We start from the raw sequence: 16,117 nt of genomic DNA on the forward strand, positions 1-16,117 counted from the left end.
GGAAGGTCGGCGATGTCCGCTGCACCGGCCTCGGTCGTCGAGATGACCGGGATCACGATCACGTTCCCCGGCGTCAAGGCCCTTGACGCCGTCGACTTCCGGCTGTTCCCCGGCGAGGTCCACGCCCTCATGGGCGAGAACGGCGCCGGGAAGTCCACCCTCATCAAGGCGCTCACCGGCGTCTACGGCACCGACGCGGGACGCGTCGTCGTCGCCGGCCAGGAGCAGCGCTTCGGCGACCCGGGCGCCGCGAAGGCGGCCGGCATCAGCACCGTGTACCAGGAGGTCAACCTCTGCTCGAACCTCACCGTCGGTGAGAACGTCATGCTCGGGCACGAGGTGCGCACCGGGCCCTTCATCAACTGGCGCGCCACGCACCGCGAGGCGGCCCGCCACCTCGGGCAGCTCAACCTCGACATCGACCCCCGCTCGCCGCTCGCCTCGCACACCATCGCCGTCCAGCAGCTGTGCGCGATCGCCCGCGCGATCGTCGTCGACGCCAAGGTGCTCATCCTCGACGAGCCGACCTCCAGCCTCGACAAGGCCGAGGTCGCCGAGCTCTTCCGGGTGATCCGCCAGCTGCGTGACCGGGGGGTCGCGATCCTGTTCGTCTCGCACTTCCTCGAGCAGGTGTACGAGATCTCCGACCGGATGACGGTGCTGCGCAACGGCCGGCTCGTCGGGGAGCACCGCACCGCCGAGCTCCCGCGCCTCGACCTCATCTCCAAGATGATCGGCCGAGCGAGCGACGCCTTCGAGGACATCGAGCAGGAGGCCCGGGAGGTCGCCGCGCGCGACGTCAGCGGGGACACGCCCCTGCTCCGCGCCGTCGGTCTCGGCAAGGACGGCTCGATCGAGCCCTTCGACCTCGAGCTCAACGCCGGGGAGATCGTCGGCATGGCGGGCCTGCTGGGCTCGGGGCGGACCGAGGCGGGCCGGCTGCTCGCCGGCGTCGACCGCGCCGACCACGGCACGGTCGAGATCGACGGCACACCCGTGCGGCTCAGCTCCCCGCGGGTGGCACTGAGCCACGACATCGCCTTCTCCACCGAGGACCGGAAGAAGGAGGGCATCGTCGGTGACCTCACGGTCCGGGAGAACATCGCCCTGGCGATCCAGGCGGGACGGGGGACGTGGCGCCCCATCCCGCGCAAGGAGCTCGACGCGATCGTCGCGAAGTACATAGCGGCGCTCGACATCAACCCGCCCAACCCGAACGCCCTCATCAAGAACCTCTCCGGCGGCAACCAGCAGAAGGTGCTGCTCGCCCGCTGGCTCGCGACGAAGCCACGGCTCCTCGTGCTCGACGAGCCCACGCGCGGCATCGACATCGGTGCCAAGGCCGAGATCCAGAAGCTCGTCGCCGACCTCTCCCGGGACGGCATGTCCGTCGTGTTCATCTCCTCCGAGCTCGAGGAGGTCGTGCGGCTCAGCGAGCGGATCCTCGTGCTCCGCGACCGCCGCGTCATCGCCGAGGTGGTCAACGACGACGACGTCACCCCCGGGTCCATCCTCGAGACCATCGCCACGAGCGGAGCGCAGGAGTCATGACCGCGTCCACCGACCGACGCGCGGGGCGCAACCTGCTCCGCGACGTCTCCAGCCACGGCATGTTCTGGCCCGTCGTGGCCCTCGTCCTCCTCGTCCTCGCCTGCGGGCTGCGCAGCTCCGGGTTCCTCGACATCGCCCTGCGTGACGGGCACCTGTTCGGCCAGCTCGTCGACATCGCCCGCAACAGTGCGACGCCGCTCCTGCTCGCCCTGGGCATGTGCCTCGTCATCGCCACCGGAGGGATCGACCTCTCCGTCGGTGCGGTCATGGCGATCTCGCTGGCCGTGTCCCTGGAGTACATCGACGGAGCCGCGGACCCCGGCGCAGCCACCGCGCTCACCGCCGTGGGACTGGGACTGTTCGTCGGCATGCTCGTCGGTGTCTTCAACGGCTTCCTCGTCACGGTGCTCGGCATCCAGCCCTTCATCGCGACGCTCATCCTCATGGTGGCCGGGCGCGGTATCGCCATGCTCATCACGCAGGGGCAGATCACCACGGTGACCAGCCCGCCGTTCAAGTCGATCGGCTCGGGCTTCGTGCTCGGGATCCCCACCCCGGTGGTCATCGCGCTGGCGGTGTTCGTGCTCCTCAGCCTCATGGTCCGGCGGACCGCGCTGGGGATGTTCCTCGAGTCGATCGGCATCAACGGCGAGGCCTCGCGGCTCTCCGGGGTCAAGGCGCGGAGCACGACGTGGATCGTCTACGTCATCGCCGGGCTCCTCGCGGCGCTCGCCGGCATCGTCTACGGGGCACCGACGATGGCGGCCGACGCCAACAACATCGGCCTCATGCGCGAGCTCGACGCGATCATGGTCGTCGTCCTCGGCGGCACCAAGCTCTCCGGCGGCCGGTTCTACCTCGGCGGCGTCGTCGTGGGCGCGCTCATCCTCAGCACCATCGAGCGTGCCGTCATCATCTTCCAGCTGCCCTCCGAGACGACCCCGCTGTTCAAGGCGCTCGTCCTCATCGCCGTCACCGTGGCGGCCTCGCCCATCCTGCGCGAACGCGTGCAGCTGCGGCGGGCACGGGCAGACGTCCACACGGAGGTGGCAGCGTGAGACAGCAGACGCAGACCGCAACGGGCACGAGGGAAGGGCCCGTGGCTCCTCAGCCCCGCCCCGACGGCACCGCAGGTCGTCTGCGTGACCGGCTCGGCCGGGTGGACCGGCGCTTCCTGCCCGTCGTGGGCACGGTCGCCACCCTCGTCGTCATGCTGGGGGTGGGCCAGGCCCGCTACAGCACCGACGCCGCGAGCTTCGTCAGCATGCGGCTCTTCTCCAACCTCCTGGTGGACAACTCCTACCTGCTGGTCCTCGCCGTCGGGATGACCTTCGTCATCCTCACCGGCGGGATCGACCTCTCGGTGGGTGCCGTCGTCGCCCTCGTCGGGCTCACGGTGGCGCAGCTGCTCATCGCCGGGGTGCCGCTGCCCGTCGTGCTCGTCGTCGGGGTCCTCATCGGCACCCTGTGCGGCCTGCTCATCGGCGTCATGGTCCAGGTCTTCGACATCCAACCGTTCATAGCCTCTCTCGCCGTCATGTTCCTCGCGCGCGGGCTGGCCAACGTCGTGAGTGTCGAGTCGCTCGCCATCGACGACCCCGGCTTCGCGGCCCTGGCGTCGTGGAGCCTGCAGTTCGGGGAGGGCAGCGGCCTCTGGCGGGTCAACTCGAGCATGGTCGTCGCCGTCGTCGTCCTGCTCCTGGCCTTCTACCTGCTCCACTACACGCGTTTCGGGCGCACGGTCTACGGGTTGGGCAGCGGGGACGACGGCTCGGCGGTGCGGCTCATGGGGCTGCGCGGGGAGCGCACGCGCATCCTCGTGTACGTCATCAGCGGCACGTGCGCCGGCATCGCGGGCATCCTCTTCGCCTTCTACACCCGCTCGGGCTTCAACCTCACCGGCATCGGGATGGAGCTCGACGCGATCGCGGCCGTCGTCATCGGCGGCACGCTGCTGTCCGGCGGGGTGGGCTTCGTCCTCGGCACCGGGGTGGGCGTGCTCGTCTACGGGCTCATCCAGGTGCTCATCGCCCGTGAGGGGCTCGACTCATGGTGGACCCGGGTGTTCATCGGGATCGTCCTTCTCGGCTTCGTCATCCTGCAGCGCGCGATCTCCGTGCGGCGCAGGAGCTGAGCCACCCGGTACGCAGAAGGGGCCGGCCCACCTGGGCCGGCCCCTTCTCGCGTGCTCGGGTCAGAGCGCCTCGACGGCGGCCCCCACCGCCGCGAGGCCCGCCCGGTAGCGCTCGAGGAAAGCCGCGTAGCCGGCGACGTCCTGCGGGTCGGGCTGCGCGGTGTCGAAGGAGGCACCGGCGAAGACCTGCTCGTCGAGGTAGCTCGCGAGGTCCCGCTCGCCCGCCGCGGCGAGGTAGGAGGCGAGCACCGCGATGCCCCAGGCCCCACCCTCCGAGGCCGTCTCCCCGACGGCCACGGGCGCGTCGAGGGCACCCGCGAGGAAGCGCTGGGCGACGCCCGCGGTGCGGAACATGCCGCCGTGGGCGAGCATCCGGTCGATTGCCACGCCCTGCGCGGCGAGGACCTGCATCCCGATGCTCAGCGTGCCGAAGACGCCGTAGACCTGGGCGCGGACGAAGTTGGCCAGGGTGAGGCGGCTGTCGGGCGTGCGCAGGACGAGCGGGCGGCCCTCGGTGAGGCCGGTGACCGGCTCCCCGGCGAGGTAGTTGTAGGCGAGCAGGCCGCCGGCGTCCGCCTCGCCGTCGAGCGCCTCGCCGAAGAGGGTGGCGAAGACGGCGTCGGTGCTCAGCGGCGTGCCCGCGGCCTCGGCGAAGCGGCCGAAGAGGCTCGCCCACGCGCCGAGCTCGCTCGCGCCGTTGTTGCAGTGGACCATCGCGACCGGGTCCCCGGAGGGCGTCGTGACGAGGTCGATCTCGTGGTGCATCCCCTCGAGCGGCCGCTCGAGGACGACCATGGCGAAGATGCTCGTGCCCGCGCTCACGTTGCCGGTGCGGGGGGCGACGGCGTTCGTCGCGACCATCCCGGTGCCGGCGTCACCCTCGGGCGGGCACAGCGGCACGCCCGGGCGTAGGGCACCGGAGGGGTCGAGGAGCGCGGCGCCCTCGGCAGTGAGCTCACCCGCCGGCTCGCCGGCGCTGAGCACCTCGGGGAACAGGTCCACGGCGTGCGCGACGGGCAGGCGCCCGGCGAGGAGCGTGTCGAGCTGCTCGAGCATGCGGGCGTCGTAGCTACCGGTCGCCGGGTCGATCGGGAACATGCCCGAGGCGTCCCCGACGCCGAGCACCCGGCGGCCGGTCAGGCGCCAGTGGACGTACCCGGCGAGGGTCGTGAGGAAGCGGATCTGCGGGACGTGCTCCTCGCCGTCGAGCACGGCCTGGTGGAGGTGCGCGACGGACCAGCGCAGCGGGATGTTGACGCCGAGCAGCTCGGAGAGCTCCGCGGCCGCCGGGCCGGTGGTCGTGTTGCGCCACGTGCGGAAGGGGACGAGGAGCTCGTCGTCGGCGCCGAAGGCGAGGTAGCCGTGCATCATCGCCGAGACGCCCATCGCGCCGACGGTCTCGAGCCGCACGCCGTAGCGGCGCTCGACGTCGGCGGCCAGCTCGGCGTAGGCACCCTGGAGGCCCGCCCAGACCGACTCGAGGGAGTAGGTCCACATGCGGCCGGCGAACTCGTTCTCCCACTCGTGGGAGCCCACGGCCAGGACCTGCGTCGGGTCGGGGCCCACGAGGCAGGCCTTGATCCGGGTCGAGCCGAGCTCGATGCCGAGGGAGGTGCGGCCCTCGCGGATCGCGTCGGCCAGGTCGTGAGAGTGGTCCATCTGTGGTCCTTCCACGGGTACGTACGGGGCGGGAAACTGCGACGAGGGGCCGCCCGGTGGACGGCCCCTCGTGTGCGACGTGGCTCAGCGAGCCCCGGCGCGGCGCTTGTTGTAGACGTCGAAGGCCACGGCGAGGAGCAGCACGAGACCCTTGACGATCTGCTGGGTGGAGGTCGGCACGCCCATGAGCTGCATGCCGTTGGTCATGACCGCCATGATGAGCGCGCCCACCATGGCGCCGGTCACGCGACCGACACCACCGGTGACGGCGGCGCCACCGATGAAGCAGGCGGCGATCGCGTCGAGCTCGAACATGTTGCCCGCCGCCGGCTGCGCGCTGTTCATGCGCGAGGAGTAGACGACGCCGGCGATGCCGGAGAGCAGACCCATGTTGACGAAGATCATGAAGTTGACCTTCTTGACCTTGACGCCGGACAGCTGCGCGGCCGGCAGGTTGCCGCCGATCGCGTAGACGTGGCGGCCGAAGACCGAGCGCTGCGTGATCACCGTGTAGACGATGATGAGGATCGCCAGGATGACGAGGACGTTGGGCAGACCGCGGTTGACGGCCAGCTGGTAGCCGAACCACATGACGACCGCGCCGACGACGACGATCTTGAGGATGAACAGCGGGAAGGCCTCGACGGTCTGCTTGTAGCGCAGCGCTCCCTGGCGGGCCCGGACCTGGGTGAAGGCGTAGCCCGCCACGGCCAGGCCGAAGACGATGAGCGTGAGCGCGTCGTAGCCGTAGCCGCCGAGCAGCCCGTTCTGGAAGCCGTTGGCGATCTCGTAGTACGTCCCGCCGAAGGGGGAGAGGGAGACGTTGTCGAGCACCTGGTAGGTCATGCCGCGGAAGAGCAGCATGCCGGCCAGGGTGACGATGAACGCGGGGATCCCGATGAAGGCGACCCAGAAGCCCTGCCACACGCCGACCGCGAGGCCGACGCCGACGGCCGCGAGCACGCCGACCCACCACGGCTGCCCGCCCTTGACGACGAGCACGGCGGCGACGGCGCCCGCGAGGGCGACGACCGAGCCGACCGAGAGGTCGATGTGGCCACCGATGATGACGATGACCATGCCGATGGCGAGGATGAGGATGTAGGAGTACTGCAGGACGATGTTCGTCAGGTTGCCCGGGCTGAGGAAGCTCGGGTTGAGGAACGTGAACAGCGCCACGAGCGCCACCAGGGCGATGAGGATGCCGCTCTGTCGGAGGTTCCGGGACGCAAGCTCCCGGATGTTCGCGATGCCGGTCATTTCACGCTTTCCTTCTCCATGGTCATGAGAGCCATGAGCTCTTCCTGAGTGGCCTTCTCGACCGGCAGCTGGCCGGTGATCCGGCCGAACGCCAGGGTGTAGATGCGGTCGCAGATGCCGAGCAGCTCGGGCAGCTCGGAGGAGATGACGACGACCGCCTTCCCGGCCGCGACCATGCGGTTGATGATGGTGTAGATCTCGTACTTGGCGCCGACGTCGATGCCTCGGGTCGGCTCGTCGAGGATGAGGACCTCCGGCTCGGTGTAGAGCCACTTCGACAGCGCGACCTTCTGCTGGTTGCCACCGGAGAGGTTGCCCACGGTGGCCAGCACGGACGGCGTCTTGATGTTGAGGTTGCTGCGGTACTCCTCAGCGACCTTGAGCTCCTCGTTCGCGTCCACCCAGCCGCGGGGGGCCAGCCGGTGGAGGCCGGCGGCAGAGATGTTGCGGCGGATGTTCTCGATGAGGTTGAGCCCGAAGCGCTTGCGGTCCTCGCTCACGTAGGCGATGCCGTTGTCGATGGCCTCGCTGACGGAACGGACCTTGACCTCCTTGCCGTGGAGGAAGACCCGGCCGGAGATGTCGCGTCCGTAGCTGCGGCCGAACAGGCTCATCGCCAGCTCGGTGCGTCCCGCGCCCATGAGGCCGGCGATGCCGACGACCTCACCGGCCCGGACGTCGAAGCTCGCGTTGTCGACGACGACGCGCCCCGCCTGGGTGGGGTGGTAGACGGTCCAGTCCTCGACCCGGAGCACCTCCTCGCCGATCTGCGGGGTGCGCTCGGGGTAGCGGTGCTCGAGGTCGCGGCCCACCATGCTGCGGATGATCCGGTCCTGCGTGGACTCCGGGGAGGCCATGTCGAGGGTCTCGATCGTCCGGCCGTCACGGATGACGGTGGTGCGGGCGGCGATGTCGGCGATCTCGTTGAGCTTGTGGGAGATCATGATGCAGGTGATGCCCTGCGCGTTGAGCTGGCGCAGCAGCCCGAGCAGGTGCTCGGAGTCGGTGTCGTTGAGCGCCGCCGTCGGCTCGTCGAGGATGAGCAGGCGCACGTCCTTGGACAGCGCCTTGGCGATCTCGATGAGCTGCTGCTTGCCGACGCCCAGCTGGCCGACCGGCGTCGTGGGGTTCTCGGTGAGGCCGACCCGGTCGAGGAGCTCCGCGGCGCGGGAGTTGGTCTCGTGCCAGTTGATCAGCCCCGCCTTACCGCGCTCCTCGTTGCCGAGGAAGATGTTCTCCGCGACGGACAGGTGCGGGACGAGGGCCAGTTCCTGGTGGATGATGACGACGCCGTGCGCCTCCGAGTCGTTGATGGACCCGAACTGCACCTCCTTGCCGTCGAAGTAGATCTCGCCCTCGTAGGTGCCGTGGGGGTAGACACCCGAGAGGACCTTCATCAGCGTCGACTTGCCGGCGCCGTTCTCGCCGCAGATCGCGTGGATCTCACCACGGCGCACCTCCAGCGTCACGTCCTGCAGCGCCTTGACGCCGGGGAACGTCTTGGTGATGGAGCGCATCTCCAAGATGTTGTCGGTCATTCCGCCTCACTTCTCGAGGTTGTGGAGGGTGGAGGGGTGCGGGGCCGGGCGCGTGGCCCGGCCCCGCACTGTCAGGTCAGGAACCCTGCTCGACCTGCTCGGCGGTGTAGTAGCCGGAGTCCACGAGGAGCTCCTGGATGTTGCTCGCGTAGACGATGTCCGACTCGAGGAGGTAGGACGGGACCACCTTGACGCCGTTGTCGTACGTCTCGGTGTCGTTGGCCTCGGGCTCCTCGCCCTCCAGGAAGGCCTCAGCGGCGCGCACCGACTCGGTGGCGAGCTTCCGGGTGTCCTTGAAGATGGTGGCGAACTGGACGCCCTGGTCGATCAGCGCGACCGAGGCAATCTCGGCGTCCTGGCCGGAGACGACCGGCAGGCCGTCCGCGATGGTCTGGCCGAAGCCCGCGCCCTGGAGCGCGGTGATGATGCCGCGGGAGATGCCGTCGAAGGGCGACAGGACACCGTGGAGCTCCTCGCCACCGCTGTAGGTGGAGGTGAGGAGGTCCTCCATGCGGCGCTGGGCGGCCTCCTGGCTCCAGCGCAGCGTGGCGACGGTGTCGAAGTCCGTCTGGCCCGAGGGGACGACGAGCGTGCCGTCGTCGAGGAAGGGCTTGAGGGTGTCCATCGCGCCGTCGAAGAAGAACCCGGCGTTGTTGTCGTCCGGCGAGCCGGCGAAGACCTCGATGTTGAACGGGCCGGCGGGGGCGTCGGGGTTCTCCGAGCCGTCCTCGTTGAGGAGGCCCAGGCCCACGAGCAGCGAGGTGGCCTGCTGGACACCGACGTTGTAGTTGTCGAAGGTGACGTAGAAGTCGACGTTCTCGCTGCCGTTGATGAGGCGGTCGTAGGCGATGACCGGGATGCCCGCGGCGCCGGCGGCGTCGAGCTGGCTGGTCAGCGCGGTGCCGTCGATCGAGGCGATGATGAGGAGGTCGACCTCCTGCAGGATCATCTGGTCGATCTGCTGCGTCTGCGTGGGGATGTCGTCGTTGGCGAACTGCAGGTCGACCGTGTAGCCGGCCTCCTCGAGCTGGCTCTTGACGGCGTCACCGTCGGCGATCCAGCGCTCGGAGGTCTGCGTGGGCATGGCGACGCCGATGGTCTGGTCGCCGGAGGCGCCGGCGTCCCCGCCCGAGCCCTCGGTGCTGTCGTCGCTGCTGCCCGCTCCGCCACCGCCGCAGGCGGCGAGGGCGAAGGTCATGGTGAGCCCGGCCGCGACTGCTGCGAACTTCCGTGTGCGCAATGTTCTCTCCTTCGAGAGTGGAGGTGTTGTTTCTGACCCGCCGGCGGCGGGCCCTGACTGTGCTCGACCGCGTAGTCGAGCGGTGAGGCCGCTGCGCCCTCAGGTGCCGTTGGAGCGGCGAATGTTCACGCTAACATTCTGACCCGAGGAAGCGCTGGATGTCACATCCTTGGTCCTATGCCGGGTTGCGATTCGGTAACACCGGCGGCTGACGGAGACACTGCTGCCCGGCCGGCCGGTGGTGCGCCCGCCCGGGCCTGCGAGGGCGACCGGGCGGCCTCCGGCCGGCGGTGCTCTCGTAGTCGCGCCACCGTAGCGGGCACGCGCACTCGATCACAAGCCCCCACACTCGCACGGCCCTCGCGGCCGTCGTCCCTGTGCCTGGGCGGTCATGACGCGGAAAGCCTTCCGCACGATGCGGCCGATTCGCGCAGGGTCGATCACACCTAGCCAAGATCGGACCGGTGTGAGTAGGTTGCGTCACGGACGGCGTCGTCCATCGGAGGGCGCGCCGCGAGCAACACTCTCTTGAACGGAGATCGACGATGATCGAGACAAGAGCACGGCAGCGGCGCAGAGCCGCGACCGCCGTGATCGCCGCAGCGGCCGTCGTGGGGGCCGCGGTCCCCGCAGCGGCTGACCCGGACGGGCCGAGCGCCGCTGCGGAGGAGTGGACCGTGGTCTCGCCGGGTGGCGACGTGACGGTCACCCTGGACCTGGACGACGCCGGGGCGCTGAGCTACAGCACCGAGCGCCACGGGGAGGAGGTGCTGGCACCCGCACCGCTCGGCCTCACGCTCACCGACGCGGACCTCACGAGCGGCCTGGAGCTTGTCGGCCGGGCGGACCGGGTGGTCGACGAGACCTACGAGCTGCTCACCGGCAAGGCCTCCTCCTCGCGGGACCACGCGACCGAGTCGACCTTCAGCTTCGAGGGCGAGGGCGGGGACACGCTCGAGCTCGTCGTGCGGGCCTACGACGACGCCGCCGCCTTCCGCTACGTCCTGCCCGGGGAGGGGCAGGGTGAGATCACCGACGAGCTCACCGAGTTCCGGGTGCCCGACGGTGCCACCGGCTGGCTGCAGCCGTACCGCAACAACTACGAGGGCTTCTACGACGAGCTCGCCGTCTCCGACGTGCCCGCCGGCCGCGAGCTCGGTCTGCCGATGACGGTCGAGCAGGCCTCGGGCAGCTGGATGCTCCTCTCGGAGGCCGCCGTCGACGAGACCTTCGCCGTCAGCAGGCTCACCTCCGGGGGCGACGGGCGCTTCGCCCTCACGCTGCCCGAGGACTCGGTCTCCTCGACCTTGCCGTGGCAGACGCCGTGGCGGCTGGCGATGTTCGGCGACGACGCCGCCGAGGTCGTCGAGTCGACGCGCATCTTCGACCTCAACCCGCCCTCGCGGATCGAGGACACGAGCTGGATCGAGCCCGGCCGCGTCGCGTGGTCGTGGTGGTCCAACGCCGGCAGCCCGCGTGACGAGGCCCGCCAGCGCGAGTTCGTCGACTTCGCCTCCGAGATGGACTGGGAGTACGTCCTCGTCGACGAGGGCTGGAGCGCCGAGTGGGTGCCGCGCCTCGTCGAGTACGCCGCCGAGCGCGATGTCGAGATCCTCCTGTGGAGCCACTGGACCGGCCTCGACACGGAGGCCGAGCGCACGGAGAAGCTGCCGCTGTGGAAGAGCTGGGGCGTCGCCGGCATCAAGGTCGACTTCATGGACTCCGACACCCAGGAGCGGATGGGCTTCTACCAGACCGTCCTCGAGGCGACCGCGGAGCACCAGCTCCTCCTCAACTACCACGGCTCCACCTCGCAGCAGGGCTGGGCGCGCACGTGGCCCCACCTCATGACGATGGAGGGCGTGTGGGGCGCCGAGCAGTACTGGGGCTCCTGGCGCGCCAGCCACAACGTCGACCTCGTCTTCACCCGCAACGTCACCGGCTCGATGGACTACACGCCCGTCGTATTCTCCACCGGCAACCGGCAGACGACGCTCGCGCACGAGCTCGCCACGGGCATCGTCTTCGAGTCCGCCCTGCAGCACCTGGCCGACTCGCCCGAGAGCTACCGCGAGAACGCCGCGGCGCTCCCGCTGCTCGCCGCGCTCCCGACGACCTGGGACCAGACCGAGCTCGTCCAGGGCCGTCCCGGCGAGCACGCCGTCGTCGCCCGCCGCTCCGGTGAGGAGTGGTACCTCGGCGTCATCAGCGGCACCGACGCCATGCGGGGGCAGGTCACCCTCGACATGCTCGGGGAGGGGGACTACGTCGCGGACGTCTACCGCGACGGCCTGGACGACGACGGCGCGCCCACCATCACCGCCACGTCCGGTCTCGTCGACGCCGGGACCGTCCTGCCCCTCGGCCTGGGCGAGAACGGCGGCCTGGCCGCCCGCCTGCGGCCCGCCACGGCCGAGGAGTCGGCCGAGCTGCCGGCCCTCGCCCTGCCGCCGCAGGTTGTCGTCACCGCCCCGGCGGCGGACGCCGTCGTCACGGCTGGGTCGGACGTCACGCTGACAGCGGAGGCCGAGGACGTGGACGGCGAGGTGGCCCGTGTCGACTTCGTCGTCGACGGCGAGACGGTCGCCTCCGTGGACACGGCGCCCTTCACGGCCACCTGGACCGACCCGGGCGTGGGGCTGCACTCGGTGGTCGCCGTGGCGACCGACGACGCGGACGACGTCGGGTACTCCGGCCCGGTGTCCTTCTGGGTCGAGCCGGGCAGCGCCGTGCTGTGCCCCGTGGAGGAGGCGTCCGACGACTTCACCGGTGACACCCTCGACCGCGACCGCTGGCGCGTCGTCAACGAGGTGCCGGAGGACCTGCGCGTCGAGGACGGCGCCCTGCGCATCGACACCCGGTCCGGTGACCTCTACGCCGGGGGAGAGGCGAAGAACATCGTCCTGCAGGACCTGCCCGAGGGCGGCTGGCAGGCGACCGCGCGCATCACGGCGGACCTCAACGCCGGCTACCAGCAGGCCGGTCTGGTCATCTACGAGGACCGGGGCAACTACATCTCGGTCAACCTCAACGCCCGCAGCGGCAGCGAGCGGCGCTTCCAGTTCGTCCGCGAGGACAACGGCTCCCCGCGCTACACCAACGACGACTGGTTCACCGTGCCCTCCGACTTCCCCGACACCTACTCGGTGCGGCTGACGAGCGACGGCGAGACCGTGACGGCCTCGTACTCGGCGGACGGCGAGACCTTCCGGCCCTTCGGCCGGCCGGCGGACCTCACCTACCTCGAGGACGCCGGGCTCGGCCTCATCGCCGTGAGCGGCGGCAACGCGACGCACACGACCGAGGCGGTCTTCGAGAGCTTCGAGCTCGCCGCGCAGTGCCCCGAGCTCACCGAGGTCACCCCTGCTCCGGTGACCTTCACGGACGGGCCGGGCACGGCGCAGGACAGCTACACGGTGCCCGAGGTCGAGGGCGTGGAGTACGTCCTCGGCGGTGCGGTCGTGGGCGCCGGGACCTACCCCGGCGTCGGGACGGTGAACCTGCGGGCGCGGGCCGCCGAGGGCTTCGTCCTCGCCGAGGATGCGGTCGCGGAGTGGTCCTTCACCTTCACCACGACCGGTGGCCAGCCGGCACCGCCCACCCCGCCGAGCCTGGAGCACGGGTTCTTCCTGTCGAACGACTGGCAGGGGCGCACGGCGCACGCCTTCCAGTACGGGCGGTCGACCGACGAGGTGTTCGTCGGTGACTGGGACGGGGACGGGACCGACTCCATCGCGGTGCGCCGCGGCAGTGAGTTCCACGTGTCCAACGCCCCGCGCGGTGGCAAGGCGGACCGGGTCTTCGCCTACGGGCGTCCCGGGGACACCGTCCTGGTCGGTGACTGGGACGGCGACGGGCAGGACACCTTCGCGGTGCGCCGCGGCAGCGTCTACCACGTGAAGAACTCCCTGGCCGGTGGGCCTGCGGACGCGGTGGTCGGCTACGGGCGGCCCGCGGACGCGGTGCTCGTGGGGGACTGGGACGGGGACGGCCGCGACACCCTGACGGTGCGCCGCGGGGCGGTCTACCACGTGAAGAACTCGATGACCGGCGGGGCGGCGGACCGGGTGGTGGCCTACGGGCGAGCCGGTGACATCACCCTGGCCGGTGACTGGGACGGGGACGGGCGCGACACGTTCGCGGTGCGCCGCGGCAACGTCTACTACGCCAAGAACTCCCTGACCGGTGGCCAGGCGGACCGGGTGGTGGCCTACGGCCGGGCCGGTGACGAGGTCTTCACCGGTGACTGGGACGGCAACGGCACCGACACCCTCGGCCTGCGGCGCCTGCCGTGACCGCCCAGCCCTGAGGAGGTGCGCCCCTCCGGTGTCCCGTGCCCCCGGCCCGTCCGGGAGCGCGGTGCGCTGGAGGGGCGCACTCTCAGGTGCTCAGGTCTCGCGCGCTCAGCCGGCTCGGCGGCCCTTGGCGAAGTAGGTCAGGGGACCGACCCAGTTGACCGCGATGACCATCGCCCACACGCCCTTCCTCCCGTTGACCCGTTCTGCCGGGCGCGTGGCGAGGTCTGTCCACGCGGCCACGGCCAGCGCGAGCTGGACCGAGCCGAGCCCGATGAGCGCGGCGCGCTGCGCTCCGCTCAGGTCCTTCCACTGCGTCTTCTGCTTCGTCACCGTGGCCTCCTCGCCGTCGTCGGGTGTCCAGCGTCCCTCGACGGCGGGGGTGGGGCGAGGGCCCAAGGTCCGGGACCTTGGCCCCTCGAGCCGGCCGGCACCGGCGCAGGATCCTGGAGGGGAGGTGATGACGATGAGGGCCACCGCGACGCGCATCGCCCCCTGGGTGCTCACCGGCGGGCTGATCGGCGGCCTGCTCGCGGCGCGCCGGTGGCAGCAGGTGTGGGGAGCGACGCCGGAGGAGGTCGCGGCCCGCTTGCCCGGGGACGAGATCCTCGGGTGTGCCGACCTCGTCGCCACCCGCGCGGTGAGTGTCCAGGCGCCGCCCGAGGACGTGTGGCCGTGGCTCGTCCAGCTCGGGCAGGGGCGCGGCGGGTTCTACAGCTACGATCGCCTCCAGTCCCTCGTCGGCCTGCGCATCGTCAACGCCGAGGAGGTCGTGCCCGAGTGGCAGGACCTCGCCCCGGGCGACGAGGTCCGCCTCGCGCCGGAGGCCCCGCTCGTCGCTGCAGTCGTCGACCCCGGCCGTGCCCTCGTCCTCCACGGTTCCCCGGAGGTGCCGAGCGCCCGGGGCCTGCCGATGCCCTTCGCCTTCACCTGGGCGTTCGTGCTGCGGCCGGGCCCGCGGGGCTCGACCCGGCTCGTCGTCCGGGAACGGTACGGCTACCTCGAGCCGTGGGTCGGCGCGTTGGTCGAGGCCGTGCAGGTCGCGAGCTTCGTCATGACCAGGCGCATGCTCCGGGGCATCAGGGAACGCGCCGAGGACCGGCCGGCGGCGGTGCCGGTGCCGTAGCGCCCGAGCGCCCCTGCCGAGGACAATCGGGGGATGGCCGCGATCATGCTCACGGCGATGCCCTTCGCCGGTCACGCGCGCCCGATCCGGGCGGTGGCCGCGGAGCTCGTCCGCCGCGGGCACGACGTGCGGGTGTACACCGGCCGGTCGTACGCCGAACTGTTCACCGAGGTGGGGGCGCGCGTGGTGCCGTGGCAGGCCGCGCCGGACTTCGACGAGCGTAACTACGCGGCCACCTTCCCCCGCATGCGGGAGCGCAAGGGCTTCCGCCAGGTGCTCGTCAACCTCGAGGACCTCTTCCTCGGCACCGCGCCCGCGCAGCTCGCCGACCTCGTGGCCGCCCACGCGCAGGAGCCGTGGGATCTCCTCGCCGGGGACCCGATGGCACTCGGCACCCGCTTCGCCGCGGAGCACCTGGGATCGCGCTGGGCGACCGTCTCACCGATCGCCGTCTGGCTACCGGGGGAGGGCATCCCGCCGACCGGACTCGGCCTCACCCCGGCGGCCGGGCTCCCCGGCCGGGTCCGGGACACGCTGCTCGGGGCTGTGGCCGGCGCCGGCACACGCGTGCTCACGCGGCGCTACCAGCGCACCCGGCAGGAGGTCGGCCTCGCGCCGGACGCGGAGACCTTCGCGACCATGTGGTACTCCCCGCAGGTCGTCGTCGGGGCCGGCTCGCCAGGGCTCGACTACCCGCGCTCGGACCTGCCCGCCCACATCCGCTTCGTCGGCGACCTCACCGACGACGGCGTCCCGCACCCGGGCGGCGGACCGGTCCCCGAGTGGTGGGACGACGTCGAGCGCGCGACGGTCCCGGTCGTCCACGTGACCCAGGGGACGGCGAACGTCGACCCGCGCGACCTCGTCCTGCCGACCGTCGAGGCGCTCGCGGACCGCGACGTGCTCGTCGTCGTCGGCCTCGGGCACCGCACGGACCCGCTGCCCGGGCCGCTGCCGGCCAACGTGCGGGTGGCCGCGATGGTGCCCTACCCCCGGCTGCTGCCCCTCACCTCCGTCATGGTGACGAACGGCGGCTACGGCGGGGTGCTGCAGGCGCTGCGGCACGGCGTCCCGCTCGTCGTCGCCGGCGGGGACCTCGACAAGCCGGAGATCGCCGCCCGCATCGGCTGGCACGGCGCCGGCGTCAACCTCCGGACAGGGCGGCCCCGGCCGGCCGCGATCGCCCGCGCCGTCGACGCCGTGTCCACCGAGCCGCGCTACCGCGCGACGGCGGCCCGGCTCGGTGCCGAGCTGCGCGCGCTCGGCGGCACCCGGGCCGCGGCGGACCTCCTCGAGGCCCACCTGCGGGTGTGA

General features: G+C 71.3%; 11 protein-coding genes. 6 read left to right on the forward strand and 5 right to left on the reverse strand.

Annotated elements, in window-relative coordinates:
* The first annotated feature begins 12 nt into the window (after positions 1-12).
* From AA0005_RS05500 to AA0005_RS05510, 3 genes are read left to right on the forward strand one after another with little or no spacing between them, the layout of a single operon-like run.
* A complete protein-coding gene (locus AA0005_RS05500; protein ID WP_413452403.1) occupies positions 13-1,551 on the forward strand; it encodes a sugar ABC transporter ATP-binding protein in 1,539 nt (512 codons plus the stop codon).
* Entirely contained in the window at positions 1,548-2,609 is a 1,062-nt protein-coding gene (locus tag AA0005_RS05505) for an ABC transporter permease (RefSeq protein ID WP_413452404.1), read from the forward strand. The genes AA0005_RS05500 and AA0005_RS05505 overlap by 4 nt, the downstream gene beginning before the upstream one ends.
* 41 nt (positions 2,610-2,650) lie before the next feature.
* A complete protein-coding gene (locus AA0005_RS05510) occupies positions 2,651-3,685 on the forward strand; it encodes an ABC transporter permease subunit (protein ID WP_413452405.1) in 1,035 nt (344 codons plus the stop codon).
* A gap of 60 nt (positions 3,686-3,745) precedes the next feature.
* Here the strand turns inward: AA0005_RS05510 and AA0005_RS05515 are convergent, their stop codons facing one another.
* From AA0005_RS05515 to chvE, 4 genes are all read right to left on the reverse strand, one after another.
* On the reverse strand, positions 3,746-5,344 hold the full coding sequence (locus AA0005_RS05515) for a xylulokinase (RefSeq protein WP_413452406.1): 1,599 nt from the start codon (positions 5,342-5,344) through the stop codon (positions 3,746-3,748).
* Between the two features lie 84 nt (positions 5,345-5,428).
* Positions 5,429-6,604, reverse strand: a complete 1,176-nt coding sequence (mmsB, locus tag AA0005_RS05520) for a multiple monosaccharide ABC transporter permease (protein WP_413452407.1) — start codon at positions 6,602-6,604, stop codon at positions 5,429-5,431.
* The gene (gene mmsA, locus AA0005_RS05525) at positions 6,601-8,142 is read right to left on the reverse strand and encodes a multiple monosaccharide ABC transporter ATP-binding protein (RefSeq protein WP_413452408.1); all 1,542 of its coding nucleotides are present in this window, start codon (positions 8,140-8,142) and stop codon (positions 6,601-6,603) included. Before mmsA ends, mmsB begins: the two co-directional genes overlap by 4 nt.
* A gap of 76 nt (positions 8,143-8,218) precedes the next feature.
* Positions 8,219-9,340: a multiple monosaccharide ABC transporter substrate-binding protein gene (gene chvE, locus AA0005_RS05530; protein ID WP_413453065.1), complete on the reverse strand. Its 1,122-nt coding sequence runs from the start codon at positions 9,338-9,340 to the stop codon at positions 8,219-8,221.
* 587 nt (positions 9,341-9,927) lie between these two features.
* On the opposite strand from chvE, the gene AA0005_RS05535 reads away from it, so the two are divergent.
* Entirely contained in the window at positions 9,928-13,677 is a 3,750-nt protein-coding gene (locus AA0005_RS05535; protein WP_413452409.1) for a glycoside hydrolase family 97 catalytic domain-containing protein, read from the forward strand.
* A 108-nt stretch (positions 13,678-13,785) separates the two neighbouring features.
* Here AA0005_RS05535 and AA0005_RS05540 read toward each other — a convergent pair whose 3' ends face one another.
* Positions 13,786-14,076, reverse strand: a complete 291-nt coding sequence (locus AA0005_RS05540) for a PLD nuclease N-terminal domain-containing protein (protein ID WP_413452410.1) — start codon at positions 14,074-14,076, stop codon at positions 13,786-13,788.
* A gap of 67 nt (positions 14,077-14,143) precedes the next feature.
* Between AA0005_RS05540 and AA0005_RS05545 the strand changes: the two genes are divergently transcribed.
* Positions 14,144-14,803, forward strand: a complete 660-nt coding sequence (locus tag AA0005_RS05545) for an SRPBCC family protein (RefSeq protein ID WP_413452411.1) — start codon at positions 14,144-14,146, stop codon at positions 14,801-14,803.
* 33 nt (positions 14,804-14,836) lie between these two features.
* Entirely contained in the window at positions 14,837-16,117 is a 1,281-nt protein-coding gene (locus AA0005_RS05550) for a glycosyltransferase (RefSeq protein WP_413452412.1), read from the forward strand.

Source organism: Georgenia phoenicis, assembly GCF_047302425.1.
Taxonomy (GTDB): Bacteria; Actinomycetota; Actinomycetes; order Actinomycetales; family Actinomycetaceae; genus Oceanitalea.

What these genes read in the sequence shown, in the direction of transcription:
- AA0005_RS05500 (WP_413452403.1), top strand. Translation starts at nt 13, where the DNA reads ATGTCCGCTGCACCGGCCTCGGTCGTCGAGATGACCGGGATCACGATC.
- AA0005_RS05505 (WP_413452404.1), top strand. Translation starts at nt 1,548, where the DNA reads ATGACCGCGTCCACCGACCGACGCGCGGGGCGCAACCTGCTCCGCGAC.
- AA0005_RS05515 (WP_413452406.1), bottom strand. Translation starts at nt 5,344, where the DNA reads ATGGACCACTCTCACGACCTGGCCGACGCGATCCGCGAGGGCCGCACC.
- mmsB (WP_413452407.1), bottom strand. Translation starts at nt 6,604, where the DNA reads ATGACCGGCATCGCGAACATCCGGGAGCTTGCGTCCCGGAACCTCCGA.
- mmsA (WP_413452408.1), bottom strand. Translation starts at nt 8,142, where the DNA reads ATGACCGACAACATCTTGGAGATGCGCTCCATCACCAAGACGTTCCCC.
- chvE (WP_413453065.1), bottom strand. Translation starts at nt 9,340, where the DNA reads ATGACCTTCGCCCTCGCCGCCTGCGGCGGTGGCGGAGCGGGCAGCAGC.
- AA0005_RS05535 (WP_413452409.1), top strand. Translation starts at nt 9,928, where the DNA reads ATGATCGAGACAAGAGCACGGCAGCGGCGCAGAGCCGCGACCGCCGTG.
- AA0005_RS05545 (WP_413452411.1), top strand. Translation starts at nt 14,144, where the DNA reads ATGAGGGCCACCGCGACGCGCATCGCCCCCTGGGTGCTCACCGGCGGG.
- AA0005_RS05550 (WP_413452412.1), top strand. Translation starts at nt 14,837, where the DNA reads ATGGCCGCGATCATGCTCACGGCGATGCCCTTCGCCGGTCACGCGCGC.